Annotated in this window: 10 protein-coding genes; all 10 read right to left on the bottom strand. The window is 67.9% G+C overall.

Features of this window, described 5'->3' with window-relative positions; genetic code table 11:
* Positions 1-95: 95 nt before the first annotated feature.
* Complete coding sequence (locus tag WMN78_RS12430) at positions 96-1,589, bottom strand: DHA2 family efflux MFS transporter permease subunit (protein ID WP_340534026.1); 1,494 nt, start codon at positions 1,587-1,589, stop codon at positions 96-98.
* 101 nt (positions 1,590-1,690) lie between these two features.
* Positions 1,691-2,620 carry a pantoate--beta-alanine ligase gene (locus tag WMN78_RS12435; RefSeq protein WP_340534027.1) on the bottom strand — a complete coding sequence of 310 codons (930 nt, stop codon included), beginning with the start codon at positions 2,618-2,620 and terminating at the stop codon, positions 1,691-1,693.
* A gap of 1 nt (position 2,621) precedes the next feature.
* A complete protein-coding gene (locus WMN78_RS12440) occupies positions 2,622-3,557 on the bottom strand; it encodes a Rossmann-like and DUF2520 domain-containing protein (RefSeq protein ID WP_340534028.1) in 936 nt (311 codons plus the stop codon).
* Positions 3,550-5,139: a PH domain-containing protein gene (locus WMN78_RS12445; RefSeq protein ID WP_425341149.1), complete on the bottom strand. Its 1,590-nt coding sequence runs from the start codon at positions 5,137-5,139 to the stop codon at positions 3,550-3,552. Before WMN78_RS12445 ends, WMN78_RS12440 begins: the two co-directional genes overlap by 8 nt.
* Positions 5,136-5,648 (bottom strand): PH domain-containing protein, encoded by a 513-nt coding sequence (locus WMN78_RS12450; protein ID WP_340534029.1) that lies wholly within the window; start codon positions 5,646-5,648, stop codon positions 5,136-5,138. Before WMN78_RS12450 ends, WMN78_RS12445 begins: the two co-directional genes overlap by 4 nt.
* On the bottom strand, positions 5,629-6,156 hold the full coding sequence (locus WMN78_RS12455; protein ID WP_340534030.1) for a DUF3180 domain-containing protein: 528 nt from the start codon (positions 6,154-6,156) through the stop codon (positions 5,629-5,631). Before WMN78_RS12455 ends, WMN78_RS12450 begins: the two co-directional genes overlap by 20 nt.
* A 3-nt stretch (positions 6,157-6,159) precedes the next feature.
* On the bottom strand, positions 6,160-6,714 hold the full coding sequence (gene folK / locus WMN78_RS12460) for a 2-amino-4-hydroxy-6-hydroxymethyldihydropteridine diphosphokinase (protein WP_340534031.1): 555 nt from the start codon (positions 6,712-6,714) through the stop codon (positions 6,160-6,162).
* Complete coding sequence (gene folB / locus WMN78_RS12465) at positions 6,711-7,070, bottom strand: dihydroneopterin aldolase (RefSeq protein ID WP_340534032.1); 360 nt, start codon at positions 7,068-7,070, stop codon at positions 6,711-6,713. Before folB ends, folK begins: the two co-directional genes overlap by 4 nt.
* A 9-nt stretch (positions 7,071-7,079) precedes the next feature.
* Positions 7,080-8,015, bottom strand: a complete 936-nt coding sequence (folP, locus tag WMN78_RS12470) for a dihydropteroate synthase (protein WP_340534033.1) — start codon at positions 8,013-8,015, stop codon at positions 7,080-7,082.
* A gap of 11 nt (positions 8,016-8,026) precedes the next feature.
* On the bottom strand, positions 8,027-8,671 hold the full coding sequence (folE, locus tag WMN78_RS12475; protein ID WP_340534034.1) for a GTP cyclohydrolase I FolE: 645 nt from the start codon (positions 8,669-8,671) through the stop codon (positions 8,027-8,029).
* Positions 8,672-8,743: the final 72 nt, after the last annotated feature.

Here is an 8,743-nt window from a genome sequence, read left to right on the forward strand (position 1 = left end):
GCCTCTGCCACGCTTGACAACCATAGAAGGATCCGTTCGCGCTTAAGGGTGCGCTTAGGGGGTCGCTTGGGGGTCGCCTAGCCTAAGGGGTGGAGCTAGTGCGCTGCAGGCACCGGGTGTTCCGCACCGGCGGTTTTGCGCATCATGGCGGAAAGCACGACGGCGGCGACGGCTATGGCGGCCGCCGTCAGGAACGCCGCATGCATTCCGGCGACGATGCCTGATCCGGCGGAGACGACGGCGTAGATCGACACCAGGAGCGCCGTTCCGGCGGCACCGGCCACCTGCTGCAGCGTGCTCATGATGGCTGAGCCGTGCGAGTACAGGTGCGGCGGCAGCGGGTTGAGGCCGGTGGTGAACGCCGGAGTGAACAGGAGCGCCAGTCCCAGGCTGAGGACCACGTGCAGGGCCACGATCCACCACACGGCCGTTTCCGCGTTCAGCATGGAGAACTGCCAGAGGGACAACACCATCATGATGGAACCGGTGACGGTCAGCGGCAGCGGGCCCACCTTGTCGAACAGGCGGCCGATGAAGGGACCCAGCAGGCCCATGGCCAGGCCTCCCGGCAGGAGCGCCAGGCCGGTTTCCAGGGACTTCAGCCCGCGGATTTCCTGAAGGTAGAGCGGGAGCAGGATGACCGCGCCGAACAGGGCGATCATGGCCACCACCAGGAGCAGCACGGACACGGTGAACATGCGGAAGTTGAACGCGCGCAGGTCCAGCAGCGGACCGTCTGATTTCTGCAGTTTCAGCTGGCGGAAAACGAATGCAGTCATGGCCACCAGGCCCACGGCCAGCGCAGCGACAGCAGTGGCACCGGGGCCGCTCTGCCCGCCGTGGCCGCCGCCGATCTGGCTGAGACCGTACACCAGTCCGCCGAAGGCAGGGACGGTCAGCAGGACGGACGGGATGTCCAGCCGGGTCTTCTCGGTCTCACCGATGTTGGTGAGGTAGCGGGCTCCGATGGCGAAGGCCGCCAGTGCGATGGGCAGGACGAACACAAACATAAAGCGCCACGTGAAGTGCTCGAGGATCAGGCCCGAGACGGTGGGACCCATGGCGGGGGCAACGGAAATGGCGATGCTCACGTTGCCCATGACGGCGCCGCGCCGTTCGACGGGGACCAGGGTAAGGATGGTGGTCATCAGGAGCGGAAGCATGATGGCCGTACCGCCGGCCTGGACGATGCGGGCCAGCAGCAGGATTTCGAAGCCCGGAGCAAGCGCGGCGAGGAGTGTGCCGCCCGAAAAGAGTCCCATGGCCAGCATGAACACGGCCCTGGTGGACATCCGTTGGAGGATGAATCCGGTGGTGGGGATGACCACGGCCATGGTGAGCATAAAGCCTGTGGACAGCCACTGCACCGTGGGGGCGTCGACACCAAGGTCCACCATGAGCCGCTGCAGGGCGACGTTCATGATGGTTTCGTTGAGGATGACCACGAACGTGGCAACCAGCAGGGTGACGATGATGGTGACCGACTCGCGGGACATCTTCACCGGACCGGCCGGCTGCGCCGCCTCCGCCGCCCGAGCGGCCGGGGCCACGGGATCGCCGTGGGCGTTGGAAGAGACGTCTGTAGACATGGGATTCCCTTAGGGAGAGGTGAAGTGGTTTCCGGCGAGCATCGTCGCCGCAGATTCCAACAGTGTATCCCCCGGGGTAATTCCCGTCATTGAAAAAAAGTTCAGGAACTGAGGGGCACGTTGTCAATCAGCCGGACAGGTCCCACCTTCGCTGCGATCATGGCCAGGCCCTCGCCGCGGAACGGTGTTTCCTTGCAGTTTTCGGCCAGCGGTTCGAGCGTCTCCGGGTCCACCACGTCGAAATAGTCCAGCGCCACCATGGGCTGCGATTCCACCAGCGCCTGGGCGGATTCCAGGTCCAGCGGTTCGTGGGCGTTGGCGCGCTCTTCGAGGAGCCGCAGCGCCCGGGACAGGACCAGGGCTGCCTCGCGTTCCTCCCCGGACAGGAACCTGTTGCGGCTGCTCAGGGCCAGGCCGTCAGCCGACCGGACCGTGGGAACAGCCACGATCTCCACCGGGAAGTTCAGATCCGCCACCATGCGCCGCACCAGGGTCAGCTGCTGGGCGTCCTTCTGGCCGAAGTAGGCACGGTACGCCGGCAGGCCCGCACCGGCGCCGGTTACGAAGGCGCCCCCGCCCGGCAGCCCCGCCCCCGGGATCCCGTAGTGGAGCAGCTTGGCCACCACGGTGAGGGCGCCGTCGAAATGGCCTGGACGGGACGCGCCTTCCCACTTCTCGGCCAGGCGGCCGGCAGTGACCCGGACCAGCGGTTCGCCGCCCGGATACACCTCGTCCACGGACGGTGCAAACACCAGGTCCACCCCCTCGGCGTCCAGGAGTTCCATGTCCGCCTCGAGGGTCCGGGGGTAGCGGTCCAGGTCCACGGCCTCGCCGAACTGCAGCGGGTTCACGAAAATGCTGGCCACCACAACGTCGTTTTGTTCGACGGCCGTGCGGGCCAGCCTGGCGTGGCCTTCGTGCAGGGCGCCCATGGTGGGAACGAGGCCTTGCGACGCACCCTGTTTCTCAGTCAGCAGCCGCCCGCTTTCGGCCCGCAGCTCCGCCGCGGTGGTCACGAGTTTGATCGCCAAGTCAGTTTCCTCCAGTGGCCTGCGGCCCGTCGTTGTCCACGCCGTCGTCGTCCACGCCCGCCAGGGCGTTCCGGATCGCCTCCAGCTGGTCCGGTTTCAGCAGCCCGCGGCCGGCTGCCCGGCGCGCGGTGGCCCGCGCCATGGCCAGGTAGGCCTCCAGAATATCGCCGCCGGCACCGGCGTCGTGTTCCCGCAGCGCCTCGGCGTGTGCGGCAACCGTGCCGGCATCGCCCCGCGCCACCGGCCCGGTCAGGGCCGACTCGCCGGAGGCCAGCGCGTTTTCCAGCGTTGCCCGCAGGAGCGGCCCCAGCATGCGTTCGGGGTATTCGACGCCCACCTCGCGCAGCAGCTGCGAGGCCTGGGCAACGAGGGTGACCAGGTGGTTCGAGCCATGCGCCAGGGCCGCGTGGTACTGGATGCGGTCGCCCTCGGCGATGGCCACCGGCTCGGCACCCATCTCCACCACCAGGGCCTGCGCGATGGGCAGCATCGCGGCGTCCGCCGTGACCCCGAACGTGCAGTCCAGCAGCCGGGTGAGGTCCAGGCTCATGCCGGTGAAGGTCATGGCGGGGTGCAGAGCGAGCGGGACGGCGCCGGCAGCACGCACCGGATGCAGGATCCCGACGCCGAAGCGGCCCGAAGTGTGCGCCACGAGCTGTCCGGGCTGCCACGCTCCAAGCTTGGCGAGGCCTTCCACCAGTCCGCCGAGGGCGTCGTCCGGGACGGCCAGCAGCACCAGCTGGGAGCGCTCCACGATGTCCTGCACCTCGAGCACCGGGACACCGGGCAGCAGGGTTTCGGCACGTTCCCGGCTTGCGTCGGACACCGCGGAAACCCCGACGACGGCGTGCTCGGCAGCGCGGAGTGCCGCGCCGAGTACGGCCCCCACCTTGCCGGCACCGATGATTCCGACGCCGAGGCGTCCTGGCTTAGCCATGCTGCTGGCCCTCCTGCTGGTTCTGTTGATGATCGGGCTGGCGGGGGGCGACCTGCGCGAGCCATTGCTCGCTGGTCTGGCGTTTGCGGGCTTCACGGGCGCGGGCGGCCTGGGCATCGAACAGTGCGCGGGCTTCGTCCAGTCCGGCCTGGATGACCCGCGGCGACACCGGCCCGGCCGTGGTGTGCAGGACCAGGTCGGCCACCCGGAAGCGCCGCGCCAGCGGTCCCTGGTGCAGGGCCATCGACTGGGTGCGCTGGTGCGGAACCACCACCAGTTCGCGCCACAAGCGGCCTGAGCGGATCAGCAACGCCGTATCCGTCGCGGCGAAGCCGTTGCGGCGCCGGCCCAGCGGAGCCAGCAACCGCACGCGGCGCGGGCTGGTGACGAAACCGCCATCGGGATCTCCGGCGACAGGCCCTCCTGCCGCTGGCGCCGGTGACCCTCCTGCATTAGACCCTCCGGCCGGGGCCAATCCGGTGAGGCCGGCGGCAAAGACGCGGGCCGGGTCCGGCGTTCCCGGATCGGGGAGCACCAGCGACAGCATCCTCATGACGTCCGCCAGGACGCCCACCGGAAGAAGCGTGGTGCGTGACGCGCCCTCGCCGTTGCTGCCGGGGCCGCCATAGCCGGCCACGTTCACTTGCATCCGGTACCAGCCGAAGATCCGCCACAGCGGCGGCTGCGACACCTTCAGGGCCTGGATCCTGCCGGGCGGCAGGGTCTGGGCCTGCGTGTCCAGCAGGCCGTAGCGGAGCCGGATGCCGTCCGGTGAAATGGCGGCGGTGAAGTTGTAGCCCCTGTTGAACGACGCCCAGTAGGCGGCGGCCAGGCCAAGGGCCGCGGGGATCAGGTAGAAGTAGAAGCTGCGGTTCTCGGTGAGGGCGGACAGCACCACGGATGCCACGGCGCCCAGCGCCACGAAGAAGCTCTGCTCGCTGAGCAGCAGGGAACCGACGAGGCGCGACGGCGGCACGGACAGGACTACGAATTCCGGCGCCTCCGGCAGGGCTGCTCCGGGCCGTTCCGGGTCGGGTTCCAGCCCGGCAGCACGCGCCAGGATAGTGGCCCGCAACTGGCGGGCGTCGTCGATGCGGAGGTAGGCCAGACGCACCGCCGATTCGCCGGCGTCGGCCACCTCGAACTTCAGTTCGGCAAGGCCGAAGATCCTGGCCAGCAGCGGCTGCACGATGTCGATGGCCTGCACGCGGTCAAGCCGCGCCTGGCGCTGCTGCTTGAAGAGGAAGCCCGTGTTAACGCGGACGTAGCCTTCCGCCACCTGGTAGCGGGTGAAGTACCACGTCATGATGAACCCCAGCACGGCCAGCAGCAGGACCAGTCCGCCGCCGGCGAGCAGGAACGGCACGCGTCCGGAATACATCTCGTCCATGAGCGGCCTGCCCTGCAGGAGGCGTTCGAAGGTGTCGCGGCCGAAGAAAAAGCCGATGGCGGCAAGGGCCACCCAGCCCCGGATGAACGGCGAAGCAGGATGCACCCGCAGCCACTCGCCGTCGGGCTTCACGGAAACCTGCCCTGCGGCGCCGGAGGTGGCGGGGCTATCTCCTGCCCCGGCAGGCGTCACAGCCCGGCCAGCCGTGCAGCGCCCCGGGCGGACAGCTGCTCGCGGAGTCGCGCCCCTTCGTCGGCCGGCAGGCCCGGGATCTCGGCATTGGTACCGGCCGAGGCCGTGTGCAGCTTCAGCGTGCACAGGCCGAGGCTTCGTTCCACGGGACCTACGCCGATGTCCACGTACTGCATCCGGCCGTAGGGAACCACCAATGTGCGCTGGAAGAAGATGCCGCCGCGGATCAGGAGGTCGTCGTCGCGTTCGGCGTACCCGATGGCCCGCACCTGGCGCGGAATCAGCAGGAGCCGCCAGACAGCCAGCACCAGCATGAACGCGGGGACCGTGATGGCCAGCCAGAGCGGAACCCAGTCCCACCAGCCAGCCAGCGTGAACACCAGCGGCAGCGAGAGCAGCGCCACCGCGATCAGGTTCCCGAACGCCCACTCAACCAGGCGGACGGTCACGTACTTGGGCGAAACCCGGAGCCAGGAAATCCCCGGCGGATCAATCGCCTCCGTAGGCATATTCGCCCTCCCCTTTGGGTTTGCGGGCGCCTCTTTCGGGCATACCCGGTGCGCCGTCGGCGTCACCGTCTTCGGGCGGAATCCTGCAGAAGCGCTCCACGACAAGCCCCACGATGATCATGGCCAGTCCCCCGCCGGCCATGGAAAGTGCCATCCAGGTGATGCCCTGGTCACTGCGAAGGTTCCAGAGCCTTAGGAGGTCCAGGAAGATTCCGGTGTGCCAGCCCAGCAGAACCGCTCCCGTGTACGCACAGGCCTGGGCGAGGACCAGGGTCCAGGCGGCCAGGATGGGGTTAAGCATTTTCTTCTTGTTGCCGTTCCGCCAGCGCAGCACGCGGATGCCCAGCACCAGGGTGAGCACTACGATCACGCCCATGGTCACCAGGCCGGTCTGGGGCAGCACCGGGGTGGCCAGGCCGTAGCGGGTGGTCATGACTGCCGCGAACCAGCCGGCAATGGCGAGGATGAGCCCCACAACGATCAGCAGGAACGGGTTGACGGGTTTCACGGCCTACTCCACTGCTCCCGCTGTCGGCAGGCCGTCGAAGTCGCCGAACCCGTCGAAGGGGGCAAGGTCCGGGAAATCAGCGGCCCTGGCCGCCAGCTCTCCCACCCGTACGCCGCTGAGTTCGGCCGCAGGGTCGATCAGCGACCACGGGTACAGCACAAAAGCACGTTCCGCGGCACGGGGGTGCGGCAGGGTCAGTGCGGGATCGGAGCTCACCACGTCCCCGTAGGTGATGATGTCCACGTCCATGGTCCGCGGACCCCACCGGACCTCACGCACCCGGTGGTGCTTGTTTTCCACAGCCTGGCAATGGCGGAGCAGCTCCGACGGCGGCAGCGAGGTCTCCACGGTGATCACCATGTTGAGGAAGTCCGGCTGGCCCTCGGGTCCGCCCACTGCCTTCGTTTGGACCACCGGGGACACCGCGATCAGACGCACCTCCGGCCGGTCCACAAGGTCCGCGACCGCGCTGGAGAGCGTGTCGTTGCGCTCTCCCAGGTTGCTGCCAAGTGCCAGTACCGCACGGACATAGGGGTTGTTCGAGTACGGGGGGTTCATGGCCGCCGCCGATGCACACTGACGGACACGTCGGCGAACTCAACCTCGATGGGAGCCTTGGGCTTGTGCACCGTAATGTCCACGGCAGCCAGCGGAAACTTCTGCAGGAGGTCTTCGGCGATGCGCACGGCAAGGGCCTCGATCAGGTTGAGGGGCTCCCCGGTGATCCAATGCTTGATGCGTTCGGCCACCTCGCCGTAATGGGCGGTGTCCAGGACGTCGTCCGACGCGGCGGCCTTGGTGAAATCCAGGTGCAGCACGGCATCAACGATGAACGGCTGGCCGTTGCGGCGTTCGAAATCGAACACCCCGTGATGGCCGACGGCGGTTACACCGCTCAGCGTGATTGTGTCCATCGTGGCTGCCTAGTTGGTGGGACTGGAGTCGCCGGACGGCCCGGCGGCCATCCGTGCGGCGACCTTGACGGCGTCAAGGCTGGGTCCGACGTCGTGCACGCGAACAGCCCACGCACCGCGTGCGGCGCTGATGGCCGTGATCGCCGCCGTCGCGTGGTCCCGTTCCTGGGGAGCCGCGGCCTTGCCGGCCACGGTCAGCAGGGTGCCGAGGAAGCGCTTGCGGGAAGCCCCTACCAGGATCCTGTGGCCGAGGGCCTCGAGCGGACCCATGTTGCGCAGGAGCTCCCAGTTCTGGGCATCGTTCTTGGAGAAGCCCAGGCCCGGGTCCACGATGATCTGTTCAGGTGCCACCCCGGCTGCGTAGAGCTTGTCCCTCACGCCCACCAGTTCAGCGGCAACATCCTCCGCCACGTTGCCATAGTCCGTGAGCGAGGTCATGGTCTTGGCGTCGCCGCGGCGGTGGGTCAGGACGTACGGGACCCCGGTGCGGGCAACCAGGTCGGCCATCTCGGGCTCAATCGTCAGCCCGGACACGTCATTGATGATGGTGGCACCGGCCTTGAGGGCTGCGGCTGCCGTCGAGGCGTGGGTGGTGTCGACACTGACCAGGGCGCCGGCCTTGACCAGGGCTTCGATCACCGGCAGGACCCGGCGCTGTTCCTCTTCGGGGCTGACTTCCTCTGCGCCGGGGCGGGTGGATTCACCGCCGACGTCGATGATGTCGGCGCCCGCGTAGAACATCCGCAGCCCAACCGCGATGGCGGTGTCCGGCGTCGGGTGCTTGCCGCCGTCGCTGAAGGAATCCGGGGTGACGTTCAGGATGCCCATCACCAGCGTGCGGTCCGTGGGGAGATCGTCAAACTTGGCTGCCGCCCGCGGTTTACGCAGGATTGGCAAGGGGCTTGTTGCGGGTCCGGTTCCAGGGGCTGCAGCTAGGGAGTCCATAGTCTGTTTTATTACCTTCCGAGTATGAGGCTCATGGCTTCGGCGCGGGTGGCCGGGTCATGCAGTTGACCGCGCACGGCACTGGTGACGGTCTTGGCACCGGGTTTGCGGATGCCGCGCATCGACATGCACAGGTGTTCGCACTCGACCACCACGATCGCTCCGCGCGGCTTCAGGTGTGTAACGAGTGCTTCGACGATCTGGGTGGTGAGGCGTTCCTGCACCTGGGGGCGCTTGGCGAACATGTCCACCAGCCTGGCGAGCTTGCTCAGGCCGGTGACCTTGCCCTCGTGGGACGGGATGTAGCCGACGTGCGCCACTCCGTGGAACGGCACGAGGTGGTGCTCGCAGGTGGAGTAGAACGGAATGTCCTTGACGAGGACCAGTTCTTCGTGGTCCAGGTCAAAGGTGGTGGACAGGATTTCCGCGGGGTCGTGATGCAGGCCGGCGAACATCTCCGCGTAGGCCTTGGCCACCCTTTTGGGGGTGTCCAGGAGCCCGCCGCGGTCCGGGTCCTCACCGATGGCCAGCAGGATTTCCCGCACGGCCGCCTCGATCCGCGGGCGGTCCACTTTGGTGCCCCGGGCGTGCCGCGAGTGGTCCGCGGCTGAGGGATCGGCGGAGGCGGAAACGTCGTCGTCGTCGAAATGATTCACAGCAGAAGCTTAGCCGTGAAGCGGTCCGTCGGCGCCGACGTCCGTAACACCGCCGCCGAAGGACTCCTGGCC

The sequence above is a fragment of the Arthrobacter oryzae genome (assembly GCF_037911235.1).
Taxonomy (GTDB): Bacteria; Actinomycetota; Actinomycetes; order Actinomycetales; family Micrococcaceae; genus Arthrobacter; species Arthrobacter oryzae_E.

Coding starts and splice junctions, on each gene's coding strand:
- WMN78_RS12430 (WP_340534026.1), bottom strand. CDS start 1,589: ATGTCTACAGACGTCTCTTCCAACGCCCACGGCGATCCCGTGGCCCCG.
- WMN78_RS12440 (WP_340534028.1), bottom strand. CDS start 3,557: ATGGCTAAGCCAGGACGCCTCGGCGTCGGAATCATCGGTGCCGGCAAG.
- WMN78_RS12450 (WP_340534029.1), bottom strand. CDS start 5,648: ATGCCTACGGAGGCGATTGATCCGCCGGGGATTTCCTGGCTCCGGGTT.
- folB (WP_340534032.1), bottom strand. CDS start 7,070: ATGGACACAATCACGCTGAGCGGTGTAACCGCCGTCGGCCATCACGGG.
- folP (WP_340534033.1), bottom strand. CDS start 8,015: ATGGACTCCCTAGCTGCAGCCCCTGGAACCGGACCCGCAACAAGCCCC.
- folK (WP_340534031.1), bottom strand. CDS start 6,714: ATGAACCCCCCGTACTCGAACAACCCCTATGTCCGTGCGGTACTGGCA.